The organism is Clostridium gelidum, assembly GCF_019977655.1.
In the GTDB taxonomy this organism is placed as follows: Bacteria; Bacillota; Clostridia; order Clostridiales; family Clostridiaceae; genus Clostridium; species Clostridium gelidum.
The window spans coordinates 980,842-1,006,351 of record NZ_AP024849.1 but is presented as its reverse complement, the minus strand read 5'-3'; the positions used below and the strand labels follow the sequence as shown (position 1 = coordinate 1,006,351).

The following is a 25,510-nucleotide window of genomic DNA, read 5'->3' as shown; positions in this document are numbered from 1 at the left end:
CATTTCTATTGGAACTTGGTCACATGTATGTGTTTTCTTTCGAGAGTTTATCTCCACACTTTAAGTGATGCACAATACCTTTTCTGATAGTATTAGCTAGAAATTTCTTCCCACTCTTCATATAGTTTTTCTATAATTTCTTCAAGAATTTTTATTTCTTTATTTACTCTTCCACTTTCAACTGGATTTGAGTAAATTTCTTCTTTACAAAGTTCTTCTTGCAATTTTTTAAGAGCTTCTTCATTTGTACTTATGCTATTCTCTATAGTTTTAATATCATTTTGCTTGGCTTTAGCTTCTTTATCTAAAGCTTTTTTCTTTTTCTTTTCGTCATTTAATTGAGTTTTAGTTTTTCCTGAAGCTAAACCTTCATAAGCTTCAAATCTTTGAGGATTTTTTTTCTTTTCAGTATAATAGGTGTAATTACCAAGGTACTCATAAGTTCCATCCTCTTTTAATTCTAATATTCTATGAATTACTTTATTTAAAAAATATCTATCATGTGAAATTACAATTAATGTACCTTCATAACTTAAAATTGCGTCTTCAAGTGCTTCTCTAGAAGGAATATCTAAGTGATTTGTAGGTTCATCTAGAAGAAGCAAATTTGACTTTGATAACATTAATTTCAAAAGATTTACTCTACATCTTTCTCCACCACTTAATTTATTTATCTCTTTAAATACATCATCACCTCTAAATAAAAACGAACCAAGAAATCCCCTAAGCTCGCTTGTAGTTAATTCCGGGAAGTCATCCCACACCTCATCTAATACTGTTTTTTCTGGATTAAGATTGGTTTGTTCTTGATCATAATAACCAACATTAACATTTACACCTAATACTTTAACTCCAGAATCACTTTTTACTTTATCCATTATAATATTGAAAAGAGTAGTTTTTCCACGTCCATTTTCACCTATTAATGCAATTTTTTCTCCTCTTTTTAAATCAAAAGATAAACCCGAAAATAATTTCTTATCAACATAACTCTTAGCTAAATTTTCAATATGAAGTACATCATATCCACTTTTAACTGAAGGTTCAAATTTAATTTTAGATGCAGATTTTTCTTTATCAGGAGCATCTATAATCTCCATTTTATCAAGTGCTTTTTCTCTACTCTCAGCCCTTTTAATACTTTTTTCCCTATTAAATGATCTGAATTTTTCTATTATTGCTTCTTGTCTTTTAATTTCTGCTTGCTGCAGATTATAAGTTTTTAATTTAGTTTCACGATCCTTTTTCATTAAGTCTAAAGCTTTAGTATAAGGTGCATTGTAACAGTTAACATGACCATTTATAACTTCAAAAGTAGCTGTTGTTACAGAATCCAAGAAAAATCTATCATGTGAGATTACAACTACAGTACCTTTATAAGCTTTTAGATATTCTTCAAGCCATTCAATTGCTTCTAAATCTAAATGATTAGTCGGTTCGTCAAGTAATAATATATCTGGATTTAAAAGTAGTAGTTTACAAAGAGCTACTCTAGTTTTTTGTCCTCCACTTAAGGTTAAAATCAATTTATTAAAATCATTTTCTGTAAATCCAAGCCCTTTAATTACGCGAGATATTTCCCCTTTATATGTATAGCCCCCCCTATTTTCATAAATGTCTTGAGCTGTTCCATAATCTTTTATAATTTTTTCATGATACATCGCATTTTTTTCATCATAAGGCTCATTCATTTTTGCTTCTAAATCCAAAATTTTATTTTCTAATTTTATAAGGTCTTCAAAGACAAGTATCATTTCATCATAAATTGTGTTACCTGAATCTAATGCTAAATGTTGAGCAAGATATCCTAAAGACTTATTTTTATCTATAAAAACTTCTCCATCATCTTGAATGAGTTCTTTTGAAAGTATCTTAAATAATGTTGTTTTTCCCTCACCATTTGAACCTATTATACCAACCTTATCACCTTCATTAATTGAAAATGTTATATCCTTTAAAATAGTATCTATTCCATAACTTTTGCATATATTTTTACAACTTAAAACAATCATTTTTTATCCTCCAGTAGTTTAACTGAAAATCCAAAATATGCTCATAATTTATTTAAAATAATAATTCCAATATTGTCTCTTATTAAGAGAACTCTTATAATAAGCATAGTTCAACCTTGATTTTCTTTACTAATTATACTATTTTATTAAGGTTATATCAATTCAGCAACATTCAAATAACTAAATGTACCACTTTAACTACTCAATTTAAGTCGTTATTTCATATTGCTTAAGCAATACATGAAATTAAATTTGAAACAGTCATTTGTAAATAAACATATAATTTGGATTATTCTTCGTTTTGATTTATAATAAAGTGAAGTACTACTTGGGAGGCAAAAGATGACTTTACAGAATGACAAACTAAGCTTTACTACAAAAAAGAAACAATTAAAAGAAAAAGAGTTATTTTTAGCAGCATATAATTTGTTTCTTGAAAATGGCATAGAAAAAACATCTATAGATGATATAGCGAAAAATGCTGGAGTTGCAAAAGGTACTTTCTATTTATATTTTAATGATAAATACGACGTTTTAAATAAATTAATTCTTCAAAAAAGCAATGAAATAATAAAAGAAGCATTAGCTAAAACAAATGATTTAGGAATTGAAAATTTCAGGCAAAGAACATTATTCTTTATTGATTATATAGTTAACTATTTAAAATGTAATGTATCCTTACTGAAACTTATAAATAAAAATATATCTTGGGGATTATATAGAAAAGCTGTAATGACTCCACAGGAATATGAAGATGTTAAAAAGGTATTGGATATTTTTATTAAAAATTTAACTGATGACGGAATGGAAAAAGAAGAAGCTGAAATGACATTATTTATGATAATTGAATTAGTTGGTAGCGTGTGCTTTACAACTATTATCCTAAAGGAACCTACAGATATTGAAAGTATAAAACCAATTTTATTTAAGAAAATTTTAGCTATGCTAACGATTTAATATAACACTTACACCCACAAAAAATAATAATTGAATATGCCTTTATTAACATTCTATCCTCTTCAAGCTTGGATATCCATAACACTATTCTATTAATAGCAAAAATCTCTACAGATTTTGAATTGTTTTTTCAAAATCTGTAGAGGTTTTTATATATGGATATATACATATGCTATTAATGGTTCTTTTCTCTCTCACAATATGACAATGTTAATCTTATTAATCTCTTAACAATTACTCTTGCAATTGGACGTGGAATTCTATATGAATAAAGTGTTGCAAAAATTCCCGGATGACTTTTCTCAATTTTTGAATAAATTTTATTTACATCATTGTCAGAATGAACTCTTTCAAGATCTTCTGTTTCATCTAAATCTATGTCAAGTCCTCTTAAAGCATCAAAAGTAGTAGGTATTTCATCATTAACTATGTTTACATTTGTATTTCTATTAGTAGAATCCTCAAAATCATTAGAATAGTAGCACAACTTTGGAAGCCCGGCTTCCGAAGGAAATAAATCTAAATTTAGATTGTTTTTAACATTACTACTTAGATTATTACGAAACTTTTTATTAATAAATGAATGTGGAACAAATTTAATATCTTCATTATCTAAATTAACTTGAGACATATATTTTTGATCAGGGTTCATTTAATATTACCTCCTAGAAATAAATATTATTTACTACTTTTAATAATATTCAAAATAACTGTATATAGTACAAATTTCAGAAGAAAATATATTAATTAAGGAAGATAACTCGTATTCACGAGTTATCTAAGTTCGAGTACCCAAATATAAATTTGGACTCTCACTTATCACTTATAATGGAACAATAAATATCTTCTAGGAATAATATATATATTGGAGGAGATGCATATGAAGATAGAAAAGGAAAAAAACATCAAAGACTTATTTATTGGATTAGATGAAAAAGTTTGTGATTCAAATGGTCATTGCATAGATGGAATAAACTTTGATAATGCAGCTACAACTCCACCTATTAAGTCAAGTATTGAGTATATTGAAAAGTTAAGTAATACTTATGCTTCTATAGGAAGGGGTACAGGTCAAAAAGCAGAAATAACTACTGATTTGTATAAAGAATCTAAAAATTTTTTGATGGATTTTTTTAATATAAAAGATAAAGAAAAATATGTTGTTATTTATGTTAATAATACTACTGAAGGCATAAATAAATTAGCAAAAACTCTTATAAAACAACCAAATGAAATAATATTAACTTCAAGAATGGAGCATCACTCAAACGATTTACCATGGAGAAATAGAGCAAAAGTTGAATATATTGAAGTGGATGAAAATGGCAGGCTTATAATTGCAGAATTAGAAGAAAAACTAAAGAAGAATTACGGTAGGGTAAAGTATGTATCTCTTACGGGAGCCTCTAATGTAACAGGTTATATTAATGATATTCATTTTATAGCTAAACTAGTTCATAAGTATGATGCTAAATTAATTGTAGATGGTGCACAACTTGTGCCACATAGAAGAATTAATATTAGTGGAAATACAGATGATGAACAAATCGATTTTTTGGTATTTTCATCCCACAAAATTTATTCTCCTTTTGGAGTTGGAGTGATAATTGGATTAAAAGAAGATTTTGCAAATTCAAATCCAGATTATTTAGGTGGTGGTACTGTTGAGTTAGTTCTTGATAATGAAATCACATACCTTCCTCCACCAGAAAGAAATGAGGCCGGAACACAAAACTTTTTAGGAATAATGGCCTTGATTAATTCACTGAGGGTTATAAATACTATTGGATATGATTATATTGAAAAACAAGAAAATATACTTTTGACCCATACTTTAAATGGATTCAAGAGTATTCCCAAAATAATAAACTATGGTGATACACAAAATATAAGTGATAGACTTGGAATTACAACTTTTAATATAGAAAATATGTATCATCATGATGTCGCCGACATTTTAGCTAAAAAGAAAGGGATTTCTGTAAGACATGGGTGGTTTTGTGCTCATCCTTATTGCCGAAGACTTATGAATGTAAGTGAACAAGAATCTAAAGAATTTCTTGATAATCCCACAAAAAAAATGTTAGGAATGGTAAGAGTAAGCTTTGCACTATATAATTCAATTGATGAAGTTAATATGTTTTTAAATGTATTGGAAGATATTAGCCTCGGAAAAATCAAATAATACCTTTTTATTTTAAATTGACAATGAGCAATGAAAATTATCTAATTATAATTATTTCAGCTCTGACTTTATTAAAAATGCTATTAATTATTTTATGGAATGTAATGAATATTAAAGTTTCATTACATTCCATTTCAATTAAAATTATTGATTAAATACTTTATACTTCGGAAGATTTCCTTCAAAAGTTAAAGTAGGAAGATCCTTTATTAATGGTTCAAAATAAGAATATGCATCGTCTGTTACAAAATTGCCTTCTGAATTAATCCATTCTGTAGGAAAATATCTCACATTATTAGCTATTTTGTCAGCATCAACAACAGAATATACAACTTCATAAGGTTCATTACATTCTCTATTAATATTAACCATTTTACCAGTTTGACCAACAGATGCATATTTCAAAGCCATTTTTCCAACATTGTAAGCTTCTTTTAAGTCAGTATCTGAAGCACAATGCATTGCACAACGTTGAAGAATTCCAAGTTCTAAGGCTTTAACTCTATTTGTAAAACCCTCTTTTAGGATTAACATTCTTAAATAATTCGAAACGCCACCTAGTTGTGCATGTCCAAATTTATCTTCAGATACACACTGAAATTCAGAAACAAACTTTCCATTTTGATCTCTTATTCCCTCTGAAACTATTATGTAAACTTTATTTTGTTCTTTAAATTTTTGTTTAACATCTTTTATAAATTTTTCTTTATTAAATGCTACTTCTGGAAGGTAAATGAAATCTACTACTGGCTTATTATCAAGTTTTGCAAGACAAGCTGAAGCTGCAAGCCATCCAGTATCTCTTCCCATAGTTTCTAAAATAAATATTCCATTGTTGATATAAACCGAGGCATCTAAATATGTTTCAAGTGCTGTTGTTCCTATAAATTTCGCTGCACTACCAAAGCCAGGAGTATGGTCAGTAAATTTCAAATCATTATCTATAGTTTTAGGAATACCCATAAATGTTATATCAATATTATTAAGCTTTGCATATTTTGAAAGCTTTGCAATAGTATCCATAGAATCATTTCCACCAACATAAAAAAATGTTGTTATATCATATTCTCTAAGAATATTTATTAAATTTTCATATTCCTGGCTACAAGAATCTATATCTTTTAATTTATATCTACACGATCCAAGTCCAGAAGAGGGAGTAAATCTAAATTGATTTATCTCTTCATCCGAAATCAATGATAAATCAATTATGTTTTTATTTAATATGCCTTCAATACCATTTAAACCACCATATACTTTTTCAAAAGTCTTTAGCTCCTTATTGGCATTTAAAAGTCCTACTACACTGGAATTAATTACCGATGTTGGACCTCCTGATTGGGCTATTATACAATTTGACATGAAATTTCCTCCTTGTTTGTTATACTAAACACCTTATATGTGATATACTATTCAACCATAGTAATATGCTATTTATTAATATACAATAAAAAAAGTATTTAATAAAGACTTTTTTAAGTTTTTTTTGCATATATTTAAGAAAACTTTAATTATAATAAAATAAGTTTAATCTTTAGAGGTGAAAAGAATATGAATTTATATGATGTTGTAATAATAGGAATCGCATTAGCCATGGATGCTTTTGGAGTAACCTTAGGCATTGGAATAAACCCAATACTTAAGAAAGAACATAAACTAAAATTTGTACTATCTTTTGCATTTTTTCAATTTTTATTTACATATGCTGGTGGAAGTTTAGGATATTTATTCGACACGTATATTACTAATATCTCTTCTATTGCTGGTGGAATAATTATAGAAATTGTAGGAATACTTATTATAATAGATGGCTTTAAGCAAAGGGAAAAGGAACTCCTAATAAAAAATAGAACCTGTGTAATACTTGGAATATCAGTTAGCATAGATGCTTTAGTCATTGGCTTTACTGCATTTCATCAAGTTTGTAGTAACTTATTACTTTTTGTTAATTCAGTTTTAGTTGGACTAATAACACTTTTTATTTGTACCTTAGGTTTTTTTATTTGTAGATATATAAAAAAGATAAAATTTGTAACGACATATGCAAACTTTTTCGCGGGTATTGCACTCATATTTTTGGGATTTAAGATGATATTTTTTTAATAAAATTGTCTGTATGTGATATAATATATTTAATATTTAGTTGTTAGGGGATATGAAAATGGAACCAAAAGAAATTCTAAAAGAAAAGGCACTTAAAATTACTAAAGGAAGAATAGAAATCTTAAATATATTAACAAATTCAGAGAACAGTTTATCTGCTGAAAAAATATATCAAATTTATAGAGACAATAACATAAATATTAATTTAAGTACCATTTATAGAACATTGGAATTGTTTGAAGAAAAAGAAATTACAGAAAAAATAACTCTTAATGATGGAGTATTTTCATATAAAATTAAAGGTGAAACACATAGGCATCATTTAGAATGTGATATTTGCCATAAGGAAGTTGAAATTCCATGCCCTATGCTCCAAATTCAAGAAATGGTTCAAAATTCAACTGGTTTTACGCTTACAGATCATGACTTAGTCATGAAAGGTGTCTGTAAAGATTGTAAAAAGAAACAATAACATTGTAAATAAATAAGAGGGAGAGTCCCAATTTTGAGACTCTCCCTCTTATTCATTCCATATATTGCTGATGGAAATCCCGATTTAACTTCATTAAAATAATTCGGTAGACCTATAAATTAATTTTAAACCTTTTTATATCATCTAATCCTTGATAAATTTCTTTTCTTGGGAAATTCCTTTTATTCAATTCTTCATCACTTTTTTTGAGCAATGTATTATAAAATTCACTTGCAACTTCATATACTTCAGTTGAATTATTGTTTTCTAACTCATGAAAAATTAAATCTTCTGCTTTACTATAATCTCCCCTATGAAATGATTTATTGAAAATTATTTTGAATATATCTGTTGAACTAATTTGGTCAATATTAATCTTTTCACTCTTTTTTTCTTCTTTATTAAAAAGAACTTTTGCAAATGCCATTGCAAATTCTTCAATAAGTTTTTCAATATCCATAACACGCCACCTTAATTCTTTTAATAAAACAAATGATATTCTTAAGCAAAATTGAATATGACCTATGTTCCTAGTCTAATTTTTTCTTACTATAAATCCAAGTAAAAACTCCTGCTCCTATTATTATCCATGCTAAAATCACTGCTATATTATAAGCAAAGTTTATTCCAATAGCTTCATTAGTAAAAATTCTATTCATTAATATTTCTGCATTATAATTTGGTAAAAGTTCAGCTATCCTTCTAAAAACATCATTTATTCTTATAAAAAAAGGTATCATTAAAAAAATCATAAAAATAGGCATTCCAATAGTCCCTGTACTCATTTGATTTTCTGATATAATTCCTACTACTGCTCCAAATTCCATCATAGATATAACTACTAAAATTGTTACAATAATAAACCATCCTAAATATAAAAGCCCCATCCCCATAATAAAAAACATTAATATATTAGTTCCAAGTGAAATTAATAATATTATCATAGCTTTTCCAACTAAAAATTCTAATGGTGAAACTGCTGCTAACATTAATGTTCTCAATGTGTTTTTTTCCTTTTCCTCTGCTATTATCATTGCAGTTATGAACCCTGGCACTAGTACAAAATTCATATTTAAGCACACATTTAAAATAAATAATTTACCCTCTTGAGAACCTCCAAAAAGCTTTGAATACATGAAACACAGCATTATTGGAAGTACACACATAAATAACACATTAATATTTCTTGATAAGTCCTTTGCTTCTTTCTTAAATAATGCATTAACTCTTCTTATTGAAAAATCCATTATAGTTCCCTCCCTGTTAAATGCAGAAATATTTCTTCTAAATTCGGTTCCATAGAGTGTATCGATAAAACTTGTCCTTGTTTCATCCAACTCTCAATTTTTTCTGCACCTTCTTTATTGTTTTTTACAATAACTGAATTATTTTCACTTTTTAATTTAACTTGTATATCGTCACCTGCATATTTTAATTTTAGAGCTTCTGGATTTCCAATCTCAACTATTTCTCCTTCATTTAAAAAGGCTACTCTATCACAAAGTTTATCAGCTTCATCCATATTATGTGTAGTTAAAAATATAGTAGTACCTTCTTTGTTGAGTTTTCTAAGAAACCTATGAATTTCTAAAGTTGTTCCAGGATCTAACGCTGAAGTTGGTTCATCTAAGAATAATAGTTTTGGTTTATGAAGCACAGCTATTGCAAGCATTACTCTTTGCTTCATTCCCTTTGATAATTTCTTTACGATCTTATTTTTGAAATCTAGCATCTTCATATTTTCAAGTACATAATCAACATCCTTTTCATGCAATTTATTAATATTAGCAAATAACATGAGATTGTCTTTAACTGTAAGCCTTTCATACAAACCGCTATTATCAGTAAGTACACCAATATTCCTAAGAACCTTGCTTTCTTCAACATATATTTCCTTTCCAAGAACCATCACTTGTCCACTGGTAGGTATTAATTGTGATGTAAGAATCTTTATCGTAGTTGTTTTTCCTGCTCCACTTGGACCTAAAAATCCAAAAATTTCTCCTTCTTTAATATCAATGTTCAAATTTTTTACTACTGTACTTTTATTAAAATCTTTTCGCACTTTTTTCATAGAAATTATATTTTCCAAAATTGTTTTCCTCCTTTTAGAATCTTGTTATGACATTTACTAGAACAATATCTACTTTTCTAAATAAACATACCGCTCATATAAATTCAATATATTGTTTTAGTTGCTTCAACAATATAATTATCATATATTTCAAAGGAGCTAACTACAAAAATACCATGAAAGGAGTAAAAATAATGTTAAATGGTGCAATAAATACCCTGAAACAATGCAGCTCTAATGCATTATAATCATATCTTCTTCTGAATGGAGTATATATCGTGCTAAATGAAACACTTATATTTTTAAAATATCCTTCAATTCAGCTAATTTTCCCTTAGAGAGTGGGATAGAACTTTTTTGCTTATCATCTAATGTTAAACTATAACTATTTCTTGTCCAGGTTATTACTTCCCTTACTTTTTGAAGATTTACAATGTAAGATCTATGACATCTAAAGAAACCAAAACATTCTAAATTATTTTCAAGTTCTGTGAGTGTCATCATACAAGGAAACTTTTCTCCCCTTATATTTAAGTTACTTATTCCAGCTTCACTTTCTATATAATCTATTTCTATAGGATCAAATAATAAAATTCTTTCTTCTAGTTTTGCTGGAATTTTTTGAATTCTATGTAGATAATCTTTTTCTTCTTTATAATTTAATTCACTACGCTCATCATCTTTTTTATCTTCATTTTCTTTCAATCCATTTTCATCAATAATATAAGTTTTTCCTCCAATTAACATTGTGTCCTTAAAGGACATGGAAATACTTAATACTGCTGTTCCTTTAGAACATAATTCTTCAATATTCTCCAGTATTATTCTTATCCCCTCTTTATCCATATTAAATATTGGATCCTGACATATTAGTAGTTTAGGTTCTTTCAATATCTCCCTAGCAAAAGCAAGCATTTTTCTTTTAGAATAATTTAAAGTTTTTATTTTTTTATTAGCAATATCTAATAAGGAGAATTTTAGCATTATATCTTTATAATTAACCTTAGAATTAATTATGTCACTATAATATTTCATATACTCATCTACTGTAAGTCTCTCATAAAAACCTTCATCCCTAAATACTACGCCAATACTTTTTTTATTTTTCTTTATATACTCACTATGCTTTATATCCTCTATGTATATTTCACCTGTCCCTAGTATTTCTTTATCTAATATAAGTTTAATTAATACATCGCTAAGTTCGCTACTAGATTCTATACTTACTAAATTTCCTTTTTCAACTTTGAAATTAATATTATTTATTAAATTATCATTTTGCTTTTTATATAAATTTTTTATTTCTAACAATGTAATCTCTTCCCCTCAACCTTTTATATATAATATTCTTACTTAACACTTACTGACTTTAACTTTTATGTATTAGTTTGTCCACAAAATTATACCAACTATAATTCGCCTTGTCTAAATTTTCAATGCTAGTATCTTTTTGCCATATGGAAAAGTCATGCTTCTTTTAAATCCCACTCAGTATCTCCAACATATATTGAATTTTTATAGTCTATAAAATATCTATCTAATCCATGTGATTTAAAGTAGTTGGTGATTATTGAATCTATAATTGCTTATTCAAAATAAGAAAAATCCTCATAGCCATAAATAAATATTTATAACAATGAGGATTAATTTTTTATATTTAATAATAATATCTTAATATTATCTACTTATTTTCATTGAGTCTTCTATTATCATATCTATTAGCTTTGAAAAAACTATATTTAAAGCTGCTGCACTTTTAGGAATTAAACTATTTTTAGTCATACCTGGAAGTGTGTTTACTTCTAAGATATAAGGTATTCCTTGCTCTGTAACTATCATGTCAACTCTAGAATATACTTCACATTTTAGTGCTTTATAGGTTTCTAATGCCAACTTTTCTACTTCTTCATGCAATTTTTTTTCTAATTGTACTACAATCTCTTCTGCTCCACCATCTTGATATTTTGAAGCAAAGTCAAAAAATTCTGATTTTGGTTTTATAGCAATTACTGGCAACATTTTATCTCCATAAATAGGACATGTTATTTCATCACCTTTTATAAACTTTTCTATCATAACTTCATTGTCCCATTTGAAAGCCTCTGCTACACAGTCTTCAATGTCTTTTTCTTCTTTTACAATGAACGTAGCTACACTTGATCCACCATGAGTTGGCTTAACTACAACGGGATATCCAATTTTATTTATTTCATTAAAATCTATATTCTCATTTTTTCTTAAATTAATCCAAGGTGCAGTTCTGATTCCAGCAGCAATTAAAATAGATTTGGATACATCTTTGTCCATACACATAGCACTGCTTAAAGGTCCACAACCAGAGTATGGTATTCCGAGTGTTTGAAGTACTGCTTGAACATTTCCATCTTCCCCAAATTGACCATGTAATGCTAAAAGTGCAAAATCAATTCCTTTAGTTTTAGTTATTATATCTTCTTTTTTATCTATCACAACTTGTACCACTTCATACTTCTTCTTATCTATATTCTCAATTATAGAATTTCCACTTTTTAATGATATTTCTCTTTCTGATGAAATACCACCCATTATAACTCCAATTTTCATAGCTTGCCTCCAAATATTTTTTAATTCTAGCTAATAATAAACACTTCTAAATAATTATTAATTTAGTTTTATTATTATAGCCTATATTCATTTTAATAAATTAATAGAAACATTAAAAGAACCACTAAGTCTTTAAATACTCTTAACTGTGGCTCATTTAATCAATTCCTATTATTACATATAATTTCAACTACTTTAATTTAATCTTATTTTCATATCTACATAACTGACTTAAAGGACATTCCCCGCATTTGGGATTTCTAGCTATGCAACATCTTCTCCCATGAAATATTAAAAGATGGTGCATAAGTGTCCACTCTTTCTTAGGTAATTCTCCTCGTAATTGCATCTCTACGTCTAAAACATTTTCTGATTTTGCAAGTTCTAATCTATTGGAAACTCTAAACACATGAGTGTCTACAGCTATTGATTGCACATTAAATGCATTAGATAAAACAACATTCGCTGTTTTTCTACCTGCTCCAGCAAGTGACATTAGCTCTTCCATAGTCTTTGGAACTTCTCCATTAAATTTTTCTTTGAGCTGCCTAAACATGAGTATTAAATTTTTAGATTTATTTCTATATAATCCAATTTGCTTTATTCTTTCTTCAAGTTCATCACTTTTCAATGTCAAAAAAGCATCTAAATCTGGATAATCTCTAAATAAATCTTTTGTAACTTCATTTACTTTCTTGTCTGTTGTTTGAGCTGATAATATTGTAGCTACAAGTAATTGAAGTGGTGTCTCGTGATTTAATTCACATTTTGCATCAGGATATGTTTCTTTCAAAATATCTACAATTTTTTTTGTTCTTACTTTCATATATTTTGTAATCTCCTTATTATACCTCATATAGCATAAGCTTACTTATATACTCCCCTATACTTTTCAGGCAAAAGATTTGCTACACTTTTCATTAATATTTCCATACATTTATCATCATATTCATGCTTATCCTCATCTTTTTCTTTTATAGGAAATACAATTTTTTCGCCTATATTTACAGTAACATCTGCATGCTGCCATGTTTCTGATCCCATATCTCCCTTTTCACTTATAGGCAATAATTTATCAGTTCCTGCCATACCTATTGGGATTATATCTGCTTTTGCCATTCTAGCAAACATTAATACCCCTTTTTTACCTTCAATCATTGCACCCGTTCTACTTCTAGTACCCTCTGGAAATATTACAATATTTTCACCACTTTTTAAGGTTTTAACAACCTTTGTAATAGCATCTTTATCAGCTGAATTAGGCTTAATTGGTATATGCTTAACTATTTTAGCTCCTAATTGTGTTATTCTATTATCCGATAATTTTATTCCCATTACAAAATAGGGATCACTTTTTTCTTTTAATATTTTTGATAAAACCAATCCATCTGCATTACTTAAGTGATTACCTACAAATATTATTGGTTTTTTAGCCTTATCTATATTATCCATGCCACTAATTGTTATGTTTGCATACGTCTTAAGATAATTAGTAACTATTTTTTTAGCTACTTTTACAACTAATCCTTCTGGCAACATTTTTATAATTGTTATTGCAATTGGTGATAACATTTTTTTTCCAACCTTTCTTATAAAAACTATCTATTTGTATATTATATATTTTTTCATGTACCTATGCAATTCCTAAAAAATTCGCATCTATATATAGTAATATTTTTTTAATAATTTTCAATTTATTAATATTAAAATTTCAATTATATAATTTTAAACACTGAAAAAGATATGAACATTGAACTTGTTCATACCTTTCTCATATAATTATTAACCACTTTAGGCACAATCAAAAAAACAACAAGTCTATTTGCCAGCCTATTTTCCATCAGGCTACGTCGGAAAATTGACCTAATAGGCCCGCTATGAGGGCAATTTGTCTCCTTGCCTGATGAAAAATATTCATGGCAACTTTGGACTCGTTATTTATTTTCATGTGCCTTAATAAAAATACCATACTAAATAACCATATCATTAAATATTTTCTTTTTACGTCCTTTTATATCACTTATTTCAATTATAGTTGCTGCTTTTGTAGTTCTTACAATATTTTTAGCTGGACTTCCTACTGCAGTTGCTTTTGCTGGAACATTTTTTACTACTACAGCATTAGCCCCTATTTTAGCACCTTTTCCCACCGTAATAGGGCCAAGGACTTTTGCTCCTGTCCCTATTAATACATTATCCTCAATAGTTGGATGTCTTTTCCCTATATCTTTTCCTGTTCCCCCAAGGGTTACTCCATGATAAAGGGTCACGTTATCTCCAACCTCAGCAGTTTCTCCAATTACTACACCCATTCCATGGTCTACAAATAATCCTTTTCCTATTGTAGCTCCTGGATGAATTTCTATACCTGTAAAAAATCTGGCTAATTGTGAAATTAATCTTGCTAAGAAAAACCTGTTCTTCAAATAAAGAAAATGTGCTATTCTATATGATATTAATGCATGAATACATGGATATAATAGAAACACTTCTATTTTACTTTTAGCTGCTGGATCTTCATTTAAAACTCTTTCTAAATCATAATTTAATCTCTTAAACACAGCTTATTCTCCTTTTTCTAATAGTATTCAGTAGAATTGTAATACGATTAATCGTATAGTCCCATTGATATATATTTTTCGCCTCCATCTGGAGCAATAGCAAGTACCTTTTTACCTTTTCCAAGCTTTTTAGCAATTTGTATAGCGGCATATATTGCTGCTCCAGAAGATATTCCAACTAATACACCTTCAATTTCAGCAAATGCTTTTGCTGTTTTAAATGCATCATCATCTTTTACTTTTATTATTTCATCTACATATTCCTTTTCATAAACACTTGGAACAAAGCCAGCTCCAATCCCTTGAATTTTGTGTCCACCTGGATTTCCACCACTTAAAACTGGCGAATTAGCTGGTTCAACTGCAACTGCTTTAATACTCGGATTTTTCTTTTTTAAGTTTTTAGATATACCTATTACAGTTCCACCACTTCCAACTCCTGCTACAACTACATCTAAATCTGGTATATCTTTATATATTTCTTCTGCTGTTGTTGCATAATGTTTTTCTGGATTAGCTATATTTTCAAATTGTTGTGGAAGAAAATATCCTTCTTGTTTTCCTATTTCTTCTGCTTTTTCTATAGCACCTTTCATTCCTTTAGCACCTTCAGTTAATATAAGTTCTGCACCATAAGCCTTGATTAACTCTCTTCTTTCTTTGCTCATTGTTTCTGGCATTACTATAGTGACTTTATAGCCTTTCAATTTACCTACAAGTGCAAGCCCTATTCCTGTATTTCCACTTGTTGGTTCTACTATTGTTGTTCCTGGTTTTAAAAGACCTTCTCTTTCAGCTTTTTCAACCATTCCAAGAGCTGCTCTATCTTTAACACTTCCACCTGGATTAAATTTTTCAAGTTTAACAAATACATCTGCAATATTTTCATCATTAATTAAATTATTTACCTTTAAAATCGGTGTATTTCCGATTAATTCTAGTCCTCCATTATAAATCATATTATTTTCCTCCTTAAATTGTTATTCATTTTTTAATATTTTACATTTTATATTATTTTTTATACTTAATTTTTATAACAAAAAAACTTCATCTTCTATATAAATATAGAGACGAAGTAAAATTTCGTGGTTCCACTCTAATTGGATTAAGTAATTAATCCATCTCAGTTAGACATTTTAAAATGTCATATCACTATAACGGGTGAACCCGGAGAATCTTACCAAGGCATATGCACAAAATATAACAATAACTTGTTTTTTTGAATATCCCATATTCAGACTTCAACTCCAAAGGGCACTTTGCATAAATTTTTGATGAAAAGTTCTCAGCTACCTTTTCTCTCTGTAAACTTCCTTTATGTTACTTTCCTTTTTCATAGTTTTTAATTCTTAGTGTTTTGATAGGGTTTATATTAATATTATATTCCATACAGAAAAAAAGTCAACACTTTTTTTATAATTTGTCCATAAAAAAGTGTCCACTTTCTTTCGTTTTCCTAATTTTTCTTTTTCCAAAGAGGATATAAAAATTCATCTATTAAATCATGAATAATTACTATTCCTACCAATTTTTCCTCTTCATCTATTACTGGTACAGAATTCAAATCATATTTTGCTGCAACTTCAATAGCTTCATTTATTTTGTCATCATGCTTTACGCGCGATACTACTTCATCCATTATTTCTTTAATTTTTATATTAGCATCATTTATTATTAAATCTCTTAAAGAAATCATCCCTAGAATATGTTCTTCTTCATTTGTTATATATATATAATGAATAACTTCTTCATCTGGTTTCATTTCTTTTAACATTTCAATTGTCTCTCCAGCTGTAATGTCCAAATTAACAGATATGAATTCTTTACTCATTATACTACCAACTGTTTCATCTTCATATTGTAAAAGTTCCTTAACCTCATCTGCATCTTCTTTTTCTAGATTTATTAATATTTTTTCTCTTTCTTCTTCATCTAAATCATCTAATAAATCAGCAATTTCATCGTTAGGCATATTTTCTAATACATCAACAGTTTTACTATCTGATAATTCCTTAATTATAGTTCCTTTATATTCTGAATCTATTTCTTCTAACGTATCAGCTGCTAAATCTTCATCTAAAGATTCTAATACTTGTTTTCTGGAATTTGTATCTAAATTTTCTAATATATCTGCAAGATCGGCTGGATGCAACGTTGATAATTTTTTATATGGTTCAGTTAGTTTTAAATTATTATCAACCATTTCTAAGGATTCAACGTCATCCCACATTAAAACTTTATCTTCTAAATCTTTTCTCATAATTTTATAGCAAAACTTCATTATACCTGCTATTTTTAATCTTCTATATCTAGCTAAAGGACCTATTTCAACTCCAATAACTCTATATTCTCCTGCAATTTTTGCAATTCTCAAATCATTAACTCTAACAACTTGTTTTCCGTTTATATCAACTATCTTTTTATCTAACAGATTTTCTGAAAGAAGATAACTATATCTCATTGGAAGTATCTCTTTACTTCCCCTTGTTTTTATCTTGAATTTCCCATCTTTATTGGCAAATTCTATATACCTAAATTCATAATGAAATGTAACTCCATCTCTTTTTAGTTTATATCCAATTACTCTAGGATAACCTTCTTCTGTAGTTACATAAACATCTCTTAAATGACCTAAAACATCTCCAAATTCATCATAAACTTTTTTATCTATAATATTTGTATATAGAAATATAGATAATTCCATCATAATTATGTCCTCCTTACTTTCGCATAGAAAGAAAGTCTTTAAATAGAACTCATATTTCTAAATAACACTTACATTTACTTATATATTTTGAGTTAAATTTCAGATAAAAGACTTTTCTTCTGAATATATTTAGTTTTTACTGTATTGCATTTTATATTCTGAGGTCCAGCCTCCATCTTGTCCACCACCCTTAATTCAGTTAAAAGTTAACAATTAATAGTTAGAAATGAAATCTTTTGAGATTTCTTTAAATTACTACTGTCTTTAATTATTATATTACATTATATAGTCATGAAAAGGCAATAAGTTTTTATTACTTAATTAAACTCATCTGCAATTCTTGATTTTTCTAAAATCATTTTAGCACATATATCATCTCACTCACTTTTTCTACTCCTAGTACATAATTTATACTTATGCTTAATTTGTGAAAATTTAATACAAGAGCTTCTATATATTTATATGTGAAAAAGTTCTTGGTTGTGCTGACGCACTTCTTTTATCTGTGTATATTGTTTGTAAACTAATTATTGTTATGTTAAGATACTTTAAGGCACATTCAAATATACAGTATACATTTGATCTGTATTTTATGTGCATGAAACTAAACCTTAAAAAATTTAAAGAATTGGAGTTAATAATATATGAAACTTTGCAAGGAATTTTTACCTATTAGTAAAGAAGATTTAGAAAAAAGAAAAATTGAACAACTAGATTTTATTATTGTTTCTGGTGATGCTTATGTAGACCATCCTTCTTTCGGAACTGCTATTATAGGTAGAACCCTTGAAGCACAAGGTTTTACTGTTGGAATTATAGCTCAACCAAAATGGCATGATTGTGAAGACTTTAAAAAACTTGGCAAACCTAAGTATGGTTTTTTAGTCAATTCAGGAAATATAGACTCTATGGTTAATCATTATACAGCTGCTAAAAAGACAAGACGTGAGGATTTATATTCTCCTGGCGGTGAAGCTGGGCATAGACCAGATAGAGCCGTTATAGTTTATTGTAATAGAATACGAGAAGCTTATAAAGATGTAGCTATTGCAATTGGTGGAATAGAAGCAAGTCTTAGACGTTTTGCTCATTATGATTATTGGGATAATAAGGTACGACGCAGTATTCTCGTGGATTCAAAAGCTGATTTGCTAATGTATGGCATGGGTGAAAAGACTATAATTCAGATTGCTGATTTATTTAGATATGGGGCAAGTATTAAAAACATTACTACTGTACGTGGAACTTGTTATTTAACTAAAGATATATCAAATATTAAAAATTCAGCTATAGTACCTTCCTTTGAAGAAGTATCTACTGATCAAAAATCTTATGGTGAGGCCTATAAATTAGAATATTACGAACAAGATTCTATAAATGGCAGAACCATAGTTCAAAAATATGGCGACAGATATTTAGTTCAAAATCCACCTCAAGAAGACTTAACTCAAGCTGAAATGGATATGACCTATGATTTACCTTATACAAGGACATATCATCCAATATATAAAGCAAACGGCGGAATACCTGCAATACAAGAAGTTGAATTTTCAATAACTAGTCATAGAGGATGTTTTGGTTCATGTTCTTTCTGTGCTTTAACTTTCCATCAAGGAAGAGTTATTCAAAACAGAGGTCAAGAATCAATAATTGAAGAAGCAAAGCTACTCACAACTTTGCCTAATTTCAAAGGATACATCCATGATATTGGTGGCCCTACTGCAAACTTTAGACATAGAGCTTGTAATAAGCAAATAGAGCATGGAACTTGTAAGAATAAACAATGTATGTTCCCAGCTCCCTGCAAAAATTTAATAATAGATCATACAGAGTATCTTTCACTTTTAAAGAAAGTTAGAACTCTTCCTGGAATAAAAAAAGTATTTATTCGTTCTGGACTTAGATATGATTATCTTATACATGATAAAAATGATTCCTTTTTTAAAGAATTATGTGAACATCATATAAGTGGTCAATTAAAAGTTGCTCCAGAGCATGTTGTTCCAAGAGTATTAAATCAAATGGGTAAGCCAACAAAGGAAATTTATGATAGATTCGTTAATAAATATTTTCAAATAAATGATAAACTAGATAAAAAGCAGTTCTTGGTTCCTTATTTAATGTCTTCTCACCCTGGCTCAGATTTAAAGGCAGCAATAGAACTAGCAGAATATATAAAACAAATGGGATATACACCAGAACAAGTACAAGATTTTTATCCTACCCCAGGCAGTTTATCAACTACAATGTATTACACCGGAGTTAATCCAATTACAGGAGAAGAAGTTTATATTCCAAGAACTTCTGAAGAAAAAGATATGCAAAGAGCATTAATACAATTTGCTGTACCTAAGAATCATTTAAAGGTTAAGAAAGCCTTAATGAAGGCTAATAGACAAGATTTAATTGGTAACGGAAAAGATTGCTTAATAGGATTTGTTCCTGGAAAGCTTGGCTATCAAGGCAAGCATAAAGCTAATAGTAAATCTTCTACTGATAATGCAACTAAAAATAATGATTCTAATATAAATAGCAATAACTCTTCTAATAAAAACTCAAGTGTTCCTAGAAATAATAATTCTAAAAACACTTCTGATACAAATTCGAAGAACTCAAATAGTAATTTGGGTAATAGTTCAAATAAAAATACTAAAAACTCTGCTAAAAAGAACAACAATACTAAAAAAAGAGTACATTAGAAAATAGCTATCTTACAATATAACAGGATATTCGTAAGGTAGCTATTTTAAATTTAAATTTCCATTGAGATGTTTTGGCTTATATTATTAATTTGACGTTTAATACTTTAATCTATTCTTCTAGATCATCTTTACCCAGCATTATTACTATAAATTCTAAAATTCTAAAATTCTAAAATTCTAAAATTCTAGGCATTTTAACTCCGTCTATTTAATTCAATAGTTTTATAAATTTAGAACCTAGGATTTACTTCTTTCATTTTAGTGACACAAATGGTAAATGTCATATGGTTTATCCCTAGTAAACATTACTTCAAAATTATTCATGTATATAAAACTACTATTCTTATGTTACTATAAGGTATATAATATATTCTGTTAGATAAAATTATGTTATTCAAAATTTAATTTATTTAAAATGTTAAATATAAATTAACATTATTTCTTTATATAAAAGATATAATTTAAGTGAAATGGAGATGGTGATTATTAAGAAAGATGCTTATATTATGATAACTCAAACAGGAACAAAATTTTCTAGAGTATTACAATTATTCACACATGCTCCATATAATCATGCATCTATAGCACTTGATGAAAATTTAGAATCCTTATATAGTTTTGCAAGACAAAACTTATATATTCCTATATTCGCTGGTTTTGTTAAAGAAGATATTAATAAAGGTGTATATAAATTACATGATAATACTTTATGTAAGATTTATCGTATTTCAATATCTGAGAAACAATATTTAAGTTTGCAAAAATCAATCGAGGAATTTGAAAGAAATGAGGACAAGTATAGTTATAACTTTGTAGGACTACTTACAATGTTATTTAATATTCCATATCATAGAGAACATCACTATGTATGCTCACAATTCGTTGCATATTTATTACATGACTCTAAATCTATAAATTTCGAAAAACACTTTTCTCTAGTTCGTCCACAAGATTTTACTTCTTTATCTGAGTTAAATTTAATTTACTCTGGAAAATTATCAAACTATACAGCATAAAAAGATCACCTACTGTTTGATTTATTGAAATTAAACAGTAGGTGATCTTTTTTGCACATTAAGGCACATGAAAATAAATAACAAGTCCAAAATTGCCATGAATATTTTTCATCAGGCAAGGAGACGAATTAACCTCATAGTGGTCCTATTAGGTCAATTTGCCGATGCAGCACGATGGAAAATAGTCTGGCAAATGGACTTGTTATTTTTTTGATTGTGCCTAATATTGACTAATTATTTTTGGGATACATCTTGAAACCTTTTAACACTAAATTCATAATTATAAGGAATATCACATCCCCTATTACTGAATAAGGAAAAATTTTAATTCCACCTAAAATAACAATATCTTCTATTATTACTATTGAAATTGCAATAATTACAAACCATATTCCCATTTTATTCGCAAAAGGTTTATCTAATAAAATTACATTTAAAATAAGCATTACCCCAAGTAATATCAATGAAAATAAAAATAAATTTGTTTCTTTATCTATTTCTAATATAAATCCATATAAGTAGCTTACTTGTACTGTTACTTTAGAAATATATATTATTCCTATGTAAATAGCACATATTATTATTGCAATAATATAGTTTCCACCAAAATTGAATTTCTCTGACCTTAAATAAACATAAGTTATAGCAAGTATCATAAGTGGAATTGATAAGTGATTTAAAAATATTATTGATTTTAAATAATATATTATAGTGCTATTTTTTAATATACATAAAAGAAATAATGCTATATTTCTTAACAAAAATAATGTAATTACCAGTGTTAAATAAATTTTTATTTTCTTTGGTGAAACTTCTAAATTCTTTTTCATAATAGAAAAAGACAAAAAAATTATAAGTAACAAAATCAAATAGTATGCAAAATTCACAAATTACGCTCCCATCCACATTCCTGTTACTTATATTTATTATAATTTATTCTATTTTATACCTAAAAGCTTAATTCCACCTTTAATACATTGAATTCTTAAAGGAAAATCTGGACCTCTTTCTCCATCAATATCTGTAACAATATCTTCTGGTGATTCAATATATACATCATCTGTTTTAAAGTAAACAACCTTATCTGAGTCTAAGTGCTCTCCCTTTAATAGTTTTATAAATAATGGTAATAATTCCATTACTTGTATAGCCTTAAACATTATTACATCTAATTTCCCATCTGTAATTTCTGCTTCATACGCTAAATTAAGACTCCCAGCTGTTTTACCATTAAACACTAAAAGTAAATACATCTCACCTTCATAATCACATTCTTTTGATGATAGCTTTACTTTTAATTTTCTAAAGTTAGGTAATTCTTCAATACCCTTTAAATAGTATGCTAATTTTCCTATTGTATTTTTTAAATTTGCATCTATTTTTTGAGATATATCAGTAAAAAGTCCTGTACTAGCAACATTTATAAAGTAGTCATCATTTATTTTACCTACATCAACTGCTACTGGTTTTGAATCTAAAATTTGCCTACACGCTTCTTGTATGTCACTTGACATATTAATAAACTTTCCAAAATCATTTGCAGTTCCAACTGGTAATATTCCTATAGGTATATTTATATTTCTATGTTTCATAGCATTTACTAGAGAATCTACTGTCCCATCTCCACCAGCTATTAAAATATAGCTATAAGTTTCATCTATTATATCTAAAGCTTCTGCTAAATCTTTACCCTTTTGAATTCTATATGGAACAATTGTCATATCTGCTTCTTGATGCAATTTTATAACATTATCTAATTCATTTATTATGTTATTTTCTCCCGAGTATGGGTTGTATATGAACCGTACATTTTTCATAAATTAACCTACCTCCATAAATTTTTCATATCAAATTATTACATATACTGGCTATCAGATAAATTTCATTATATCATTTTACTTATTTAATGTCGATACTACACAATCTTAATACAATCTTAAAGTTAAGTTAGGCCTTATATTATTTTTATTTTTATGCTATAATATTGCTTTATAAGTATTTTATATAATTTTAGGAGTGATTTGATGAGGAAAAGTTGTATTCCTAATGTATTTACCTTTATTAATTTATCTTGTGGAGTTATATCTATATTATCAGCAATGGATGAAAAGTATGCAATGGCAGGTGTATTTATTTTACTTGCAGGATTGGTAGATAGGTATGATGGAAGGATAGCTCGCTTTTTAGATGTTTCTAGCGATTTAGGTAAAGAGTTAGATTCTTTGGCTGATTTGGTTTCTTTTGGAGTAGCACCATCTATATTAGTATATTTATTATTTAAGCTTGAATCTTTTGGGCCAAAAGGATTATTAGGTTTTGCAGTACTATTATTATTCCCGATCTGTGGAGCATATAGATTGGCTAGATTTAATGCTGCTGAATTTGATGGTTCCTTTACTGGTGTACCAATAACAATAGTTGGTTGTTTTATGGCTCTTTTTTCAATAATAGTTATCCAACTTAATTTAGACATGACAATGTTAATTTACATTTCATTTTTATTAATGATTATTGGTTCATATTTGATGGTAAGTACGATTAGATTAAAGAAAGTTTAAAATATACGGATTAATAAAAAACTCTGTCTTTCAATTTTGAGACAGAGTTTTTATTGTTCTATATTATGCACTAGCAAAAAAATAACAAGTCAGCATGCTAGTCTATTCTGCGCTATACTGCGTCGGTATATTCACCTAATAGCCCGCTATGAGGTAAATATACCTCCTTGTCTGACGCAAAATATACATCGCATCATTGACTTGTTATTCTCTTTCTAGTGCCTTAAAACTTTACTTTTAATCTTCTTCTCTTTCAGAATTTTGAAAATTCAGTTCATTATCTATTTCTGTGAATATCTTATCTTTTTCTGTGCTTATTGTAATATAATCATATTTAATCTTGCAATATTTTAAATATGACCCTTCACATTTATCTAATATACTCACTAATTTATCTATTAATTCACCAACCTGTTCAACTCTTTCTAGTGCTTTTCTCATTTCACTTTTTTTTGTTAAATTCACACTATTCAATTCTGATGCTCCTGCAATTAATAGTCTATAAGCATCTACATAATTTTTTAATAATGTACTTAAATTGTCTATGTCCTCATATTGCTTTTTAGCTAAATCCTCAAACCTCATATATTATCCCTTATAAAATTAATACTCACTATTATACTTTCATATTCAAAGTTTCACTATTTGCATAATCCTCATCTATATCACTTAGTATGTTTTTTGTATTTTCATCCTCCAAATCAGCTTCTACTATATCTTCATTAATTATAGGTTCTTGTAATATTTCTTCATCCATCTTGAAGAAATTTATGTGTTTATTTTTAACGCCCCCATATATATCTGCCTTTGCTAGAAATATTTCATTTTCTTTTAACTCTTCATCTCGTTTTAATGATTTAGACTCTTGTAATCTATAAAAAGTTTTATCTTTCAAATCTTGAACATACACAATTGGAACTATGAATTCCTCTGGATACTTAAAAATCATCTATTTTGCCCCCCTATTTGCAATCCTTCTTATCTAGTTTTTTAAAATATGATCTTGGATATTTGCATAATGGGCATTTCATAGGTGCCTCTTTACCTTCATAAATATATCCACAATTTAAACATAACCATTTCGCTTCTTTATCTGACTTAAATATTGTCCCATACTTAATTTCTTTAGCTAATTCTAAGAATCTTTCTTTATGATGTTCTTCTACCTCTTGAAGTTCTTTATAGAAATCTGCAATTTCATCAAACCCTTCATCTCTTGCTGTTTCTTCAAATTCTTTATAAATAACTTTACTTTCTTCTGATTCCCCAAGTGCTGATTCTATTAAGTTATTCTTCGTACTATTAATTCTATCTAAAAATCTTCTATATACTTCTCTAGCATGAGCCTTTTCATTTCCTGCAGTTTCATCAAATATTTCTCCAACATACATAAATCCATCCGCTCTAGCTTTATCTGCATAAAAGGTATATTTATTTCTTGCTCTTGACTCTCCTGCAAATGTTTTAAATAAATTTTTTTCTGTTTTACTTCCCTTTAAGTTCATCATAATCTCCTAAAAATATTATTCTCTCACATAAACAGAATATTCATTTCTAATTTTTTTGTTACTTTCTTACCA

25 protein-coding genes and 1 other annotated feature are annotated in these 25,510 nt (G+C 27.9%); of the genes, 7 read left to right on the top strand and 18 right to left on the bottom strand.

Features of this window, described 5'->3' with window-relative positions; translation table 11 throughout:
- Positions 1-92 precede the first annotated feature (92 nt).
- A complete protein-coding gene (locus psyc5s11_RS04730) occupies positions 93-2,012 on the bottom strand; it encodes an ABC-F family ATP-binding cassette domain-containing protein (RefSeq protein WP_224036485.1) in 1,920 nt (639 codons plus the stop codon).
- 342 nt (positions 2,013-2,354) lie between these two features.
- On the opposite strand from psyc5s11_RS04730, the gene psyc5s11_RS04725 reads away from it, so the two are divergent.
- Positions 2,355-2,969, top strand: coding sequence for a TetR/AcrR family transcriptional regulator (locus psyc5s11_RS04725; protein WP_224036484.1), 615 nt, complete (start codon positions 2,355-2,357; stop codon positions 2,967-2,969).
- A 175-nt stretch (positions 2,970-3,144) separates the two neighbouring features.
- Here the strand turns inward: psyc5s11_RS04725 and psyc5s11_RS04720 are convergent, their stop codons facing one another.
- Complete coding sequence (locus psyc5s11_RS04720) at positions 3,145-3,621, bottom strand: hypothetical protein (RefSeq protein ID WP_224036483.1); 477 nt, start codon at positions 3,619-3,621, stop codon at positions 3,145-3,147.
- Positions 3,622-3,849: 228 nt separating this feature from the next.
- On the opposite strand from psyc5s11_RS04720, the gene psyc5s11_RS04715 reads away from it, so the two are divergent.
- A complete protein-coding gene (locus tag psyc5s11_RS04715) occupies positions 3,850-5,154 on the top strand; it encodes an aminotransferase class V-fold PLP-dependent enzyme (protein WP_224036482.1) in 1,305 nt (434 codons plus the stop codon).
- 144 nt (positions 5,155-5,298) lie between these two features.
- Here psyc5s11_RS04715 and psyc5s11_RS04710 read toward each other — a convergent pair whose 3' ends face one another.
- The gene (locus psyc5s11_RS04710; RefSeq protein WP_224036481.1) at positions 5,299-6,516 is read right to left on the bottom strand and encodes a 6-phosphofructokinase; all 1,218 of its coding nucleotides are present in this window, start codon (positions 6,514-6,516) and stop codon (positions 5,299-5,301) included.
- Between the two features lie 189 nt (positions 6,517-6,705).
- On the opposite strand from psyc5s11_RS04710, the gene psyc5s11_RS04705 reads away from it, so the two are divergent.
- On the top strand, positions 6,706-7,257 hold the full coding sequence (locus psyc5s11_RS04705) for a manganese efflux pump MntP (protein WP_224036480.1): 552 nt from the start codon (positions 6,706-6,708) through the stop codon (positions 7,255-7,257).
- A 58-nt stretch (positions 7,258-7,315) separates the two neighbouring features.
- Entirely contained in the window at positions 7,316-7,729 is a 414-nt protein-coding gene (locus psyc5s11_RS04700; protein WP_224036479.1) for a Fur family transcriptional regulator, read from the top strand.
- A gap of 112 nt (positions 7,730-7,841) precedes the next feature.
- On the opposite strand, the gene psyc5s11_RS04695 is transcribed toward psyc5s11_RS04700, so the two are convergent.
- The 10 genes from psyc5s11_RS04695 to psyc5s11_RS04650 form a co-directional block, all read right to left on the bottom strand.
- The gene (locus psyc5s11_RS04695; protein ID WP_224036478.1) at positions 7,842-8,189 is read right to left on the bottom strand and encodes a DUF6483 family protein; all 348 of its coding nucleotides are present in this window, start codon (positions 8,187-8,189) and stop codon (positions 7,842-7,844) included.
- Positions 8,190-8,259: 70 nt separating this feature from the next.
- Positions 8,260-8,976 carry an ABC transporter permease gene (locus tag psyc5s11_RS04690; RefSeq protein ID WP_224036477.1) on the bottom strand — a complete coding sequence of 239 codons (717 nt, stop codon included), beginning with the start codon at positions 8,974-8,976 and terminating at the stop codon, positions 8,260-8,262.
- Positions 8,976-9,821 carry an ABC transporter ATP-binding protein gene (locus psyc5s11_RS04685; RefSeq protein ID WP_224036476.1) on the bottom strand — a complete coding sequence of 282 codons (846 nt, stop codon included), beginning with the start codon at positions 9,819-9,821 and terminating at the stop codon, positions 8,976-8,978. The genes psyc5s11_RS04690 and psyc5s11_RS04685 overlap by 1 nt, the downstream gene beginning before the upstream one ends.
- Positions 9,822-10,097: 276 nt before the next feature.
- Positions 10,098-11,114, bottom strand: a complete 1,017-nt coding sequence (locus psyc5s11_RS04680) for a LytTR family transcriptional regulator DNA-binding domain-containing protein (RefSeq protein WP_224036475.1) — start codon at positions 11,112-11,114, stop codon at positions 10,098-10,100.
- A gap of 366 nt (positions 11,115-11,480) precedes the next feature.
- Positions 11,481-12,386, bottom strand: coding sequence for a D-alanine--D-alanine ligase (locus tag psyc5s11_RS04675; RefSeq protein ID WP_224036474.1), 906 nt, complete (start codon positions 12,384-12,386; stop codon positions 11,481-11,483).
- Between the two features lie 190 nt (positions 12,387-12,576).
- Entirely contained in the window at positions 12,577-13,212 is a 636-nt protein-coding gene (gene nth / locus psyc5s11_RS04670; protein WP_224036473.1) for an endonuclease III, read from the bottom strand.
- 41 nt (positions 13,213-13,253) lie between these two features.
- Entirely contained in the window at positions 13,254-13,958 is a 705-nt protein-coding gene (locus psyc5s11_RS04665; protein ID WP_224036472.1) for a lysophospholipid acyltransferase family protein, read from the bottom strand.
- Positions 13,959-14,356: 398 nt separating this feature from the next.
- Positions 14,357-14,947 carry a serine O-acetyltransferase EpsC gene (gene epsC, locus psyc5s11_RS04660; RefSeq protein ID WP_224036471.1) on the bottom strand — a complete coding sequence of 197 codons (591 nt, stop codon included), beginning with the start codon at positions 14,945-14,947 and terminating at the stop codon, positions 14,357-14,359.
- Between the two features lie 47 nt (positions 14,948-14,994).
- On the bottom strand, positions 14,995-15,906 hold the full coding sequence (cysK, locus tag psyc5s11_RS04655) for a cysteine synthase A (RefSeq protein ID WP_224036470.1): 912 nt from the start codon (positions 15,904-15,906) through the stop codon (positions 14,995-14,997).
- Between the two features lie 104 nt (positions 15,907-16,010).
- Positions 16,011-16,293 (bottom strand) — a binding site (T-box leader).
- Positions 16,294-16,403: 110 nt separating this feature from the next.
- A complete protein-coding gene (locus psyc5s11_RS04650) occupies positions 16,404-17,654 on the bottom strand; it encodes a magnesium transporter MgtE N-terminal domain-containing protein (RefSeq protein ID WP_224036469.1) in 1,251 nt (416 codons plus the stop codon).
- 644 nt (positions 17,655-18,298) lie between these two features.
- Between psyc5s11_RS04650 and psyc5s11_RS04645 the strand changes: the two genes are divergently transcribed.
- Together psyc5s11_RS04645 and psyc5s11_RS04640 are read left to right on the top strand one after the other, a co-directional pair.
- The gene (locus psyc5s11_RS04645) at positions 18,299-20,353 is read left to right on the top strand and encodes a YgiQ family radical SAM protein (protein WP_224036468.1); all 2,055 of its coding nucleotides are present in this window, start codon (positions 18,299-18,301) and stop codon (positions 20,351-20,353) included.
- Between the two features lie 479 nt (positions 20,354-20,832).
- Positions 20,833-21,372: a hypothetical protein gene (locus psyc5s11_RS04640; RefSeq protein WP_224036467.1), complete on the top strand. Its 540-nt coding sequence runs from the start codon at positions 20,833-20,835 to the stop codon at positions 21,370-21,372.
- Positions 21,373-21,602: 230 nt separating this feature from the next.
- Here psyc5s11_RS04640 and psyc5s11_RS04635 read toward each other — a convergent pair whose 3' ends face one another.
- On the bottom strand, positions 21,603-22,259 hold the full coding sequence (locus psyc5s11_RS04635; protein WP_224036466.1) for a hypothetical protein: 657 nt from the start codon (positions 22,257-22,259) through the stop codon (positions 21,603-21,605).
- A gap of 51 nt (positions 22,260-22,310) precedes the next feature.
- Positions 22,311-23,189 (bottom strand): YegS/Rv2252/BmrU family lipid kinase, encoded by an 879-nt coding sequence (locus psyc5s11_RS04630; RefSeq protein WP_224036465.1) that lies wholly within the window; start codon positions 23,187-23,189, stop codon positions 22,311-22,313.
- A 207-nt stretch (positions 23,190-23,396) separates the two neighbouring features.
- Between psyc5s11_RS04630 and pssA the strand changes: the two genes are divergently transcribed.
- Positions 23,397-23,930 carry a CDP-diacylglycerol--serine O-phosphatidyltransferase gene (pssA, locus tag psyc5s11_RS04625; RefSeq protein WP_224036464.1) on the top strand — a complete coding sequence of 178 codons (534 nt, stop codon included), beginning with the start codon at positions 23,397-23,399 and terminating at the stop codon, positions 23,928-23,930.
- 237 nt (positions 23,931-24,167) lie between these two features.
- Here pssA and psyc5s11_RS04620 read toward each other — a convergent pair whose 3' ends face one another.
- The 3 genes from psyc5s11_RS04620 to psyc5s11_RS04610 are packed head-to-tail and all read right to left on the bottom strand — an operon-like array spanning position 24,168 to position 25,435.
- Positions 24,168-24,515 carry a hypothetical protein gene (locus tag psyc5s11_RS04620; RefSeq protein WP_224036463.1) on the bottom strand — a complete coding sequence of 116 codons (348 nt, stop codon included), beginning with the start codon at positions 24,513-24,515 and terminating at the stop codon, positions 24,168-24,170.
- A 31-nt stretch (positions 24,516-24,546) separates the two neighbouring features.
- A complete protein-coding gene (locus tag psyc5s11_RS04615) occupies positions 24,547-24,879 on the bottom strand; it encodes a hypothetical protein (RefSeq protein ID WP_224036462.1) in 333 nt (110 codons plus the stop codon).
- A 13-nt stretch (positions 24,880-24,892) separates the two neighbouring features.
- Entirely contained in the window at positions 24,893-25,435 is a 543-nt protein-coding gene (locus psyc5s11_RS04610) for a rubrerythrin family protein (RefSeq protein WP_224038120.1), read from the bottom strand.
- Positions 25,436-25,510 lie beyond the last annotated feature (75 nt).

Bases quoted from the DNA above. Each gene is read 5' to 3' on its own strand.
- psyc5s11_RS04690 (WP_224036477.1), bottom strand. From the start codon at position 8,976: ATGGATTTTTCAATAAGAAGAGTTAATGCATTATTTAAGAAAGAAGCA.
- psyc5s11_RS04650 (WP_224036469.1), bottom strand. From the start codon at position 17,654: ATGATGGAATTATCTATATTTCTATATACAAATATTATAGATAAAAAA.
- psyc5s11_RS04640 (WP_224036467.1), top strand. From the start codon at position 20,833: ATGGTGATTATTAAGAAAGATGCTTATATTATGATAACTCAAACAGGA.
- psyc5s11_RS04665 (WP_224036472.1), bottom strand. From the start codon at position 13,958: ATGTTATCACCAATTGCAATAACAATTATAAAAATGTTGCCAGAAGGA.
- psyc5s11_RS04645 (WP_224036468.1), top strand. From the start codon at position 18,299: ATGAAACTTTGCAAGGAATTTTTACCTATTAGTAAAGAAGATTTAGAA.
- pssA (WP_224036464.1), top strand. From the start codon at position 23,397: ATGAGGAAAAGTTGTATTCCTAATGTATTTACCTTTATTAATTTATCT.
- psyc5s11_RS04730 (WP_224036485.1), bottom strand. From the start codon at position 2,012: ATGATTGTTTTAAGTTGTAAAAATATATGCAAAAGTTATGGAATAGAT.
- psyc5s11_RS04695 (WP_224036478.1), bottom strand. From the start codon at position 8,189: ATGGATATTGAAAAACTTATTGAAGAATTTGCAATGGCATTTGCAAAA.
- cysK (WP_224036470.1), bottom strand. From the start codon at position 15,906: ATGATTTATAATGGAGGACTAGAATTAATCGGAAATACACCGATTTTA.
- psyc5s11_RS04725 (WP_224036484.1), top strand. From the start codon at position 2,355: ATGACTTTACAGAATGACAAACTAAGCTTTACTACAAAAAAGAAACAA.
- psyc5s11_RS04675 (WP_224036474.1), bottom strand. From the start codon at position 12,386: ATGAAAATTGGAGTTATAATGGGTGGTATTTCATCAGAAAGAGAAATA.
- psyc5s11_RS04715 (WP_224036482.1), top strand. From the start codon at position 3,850: ATGAAGATAGAAAAGGAAAAAAACATCAAAGACTTATTTATTGGATTA.
- nth (WP_224036473.1), bottom strand. From the start codon at position 13,212: ATGAAAGTAAGAACAAAAAAAATTGTAGATATTTTGAAAGAAACATAT.
- psyc5s11_RS04615 (WP_224036462.1), bottom strand. From the start codon at position 24,879: ATGATTTTTAAGTATCCAGAGGAATTCATAGTTCCAATTGTGTATGTT.
- psyc5s11_RS04620 (WP_224036463.1), bottom strand. From the start codon at position 24,515: ATGAGGTTTGAGGATTTAGCTAAAAAGCAATATGAGGACATAGACAAT.
- psyc5s11_RS04710 (WP_224036481.1), bottom strand. From the start codon at position 6,516: ATGTCAAATTGTATAATAGCCCAATCAGGAGGTCCAACATCGGTAATT.
- psyc5s11_RS04720 (WP_224036483.1), bottom strand. From the start codon at position 3,621: ATGAACCCTGATCAAAAATATATGTCTCAAGTTAATTTAGATAATGAA.
- psyc5s11_RS04700 (WP_224036479.1), top strand. From the start codon at position 7,316: ATGGAACCAAAAGAAATTCTAAAAGAAAAGGCACTTAAAATTACTAAA.
- psyc5s11_RS04610 (WP_224038120.1), bottom strand. From the start codon at position 25,435: ATGAACTTAAAGGGAAGTAAAACAGAAAAAAATTTATTTAAAACATTT.
- psyc5s11_RS04630 (WP_224036465.1), bottom strand. From the start codon at position 23,189: ATGAAAAATGTACGGTTCATATACAACCCATACTCGGGAGAAAATAAC.
- psyc5s11_RS04705 (WP_224036480.1), top strand. From the start codon at position 6,706: ATGAATTTATATGATGTTGTAATAATAGGAATCGCATTAGCCATGGAT.